The 427-nt window shown below is 57.1% G+C and carries 1 protein-coding gene; it reads left to right on the top strand.

Translation table 11 applies throughout. The annotated features are described in order from the left end of the window. Positions 1-427 (top strand): anthranilate phosphoribosyltransferase (gene trpD, locus LKX83_RS31900; RefSeq protein WP_227887280.1); only part of this gene is annotated, 427 nt, incomplete at both ends.

Genomic DNA, 427 nt, shown 5'->3' with positions numbered 1-427 from the left:
CGCGGGGCTGCTTGATACGTGCGGTACGGGTGGTGACGGCGGCGTTACTTTTAATATCTCAACAGCGGCGGCGCTGGTGGCGGCTGCCGGTGGTGCACGAGTCGCCAAGCACGGCAATCGGGCCGTTTCTAGCAAAAGCGGCAGTGCGGACGTATTAGAAGCACTTGGGGTTACAATTACGACTACACCGGAGTCAGCGGTTCGCTGCCTTGAAGAAACCAATCTTTGCTTCCTATTCGCGCCGCAGTATCATCAGGCAATGAAGCATGCAGTAGAGCCTAGGAGGCAGTTGGGCTTTCGGACGGTATTCAATCTGCTCGGCCCGCTGACTAACCCGGCGCGGGCAGATCGGCAACTGCTTGGCATCTACGATAAGAATCTCGGTTCGAAAGTAGCCGAAGTGCTCAGTGAGATGGGGGTAAAGCGC

The organism is Cohnella baijiui (genome assembly GCF_020731285.1).
Classification (GTDB): Bacteria; Bacillota; Bacilli; order Paenibacillales; family Paenibacillaceae; genus Cohnella.
The sequence above is the reverse complement of the archived record's forward strand: the minus strand, read 5'-3'. Positions and strand labels throughout refer to the sequence as shown.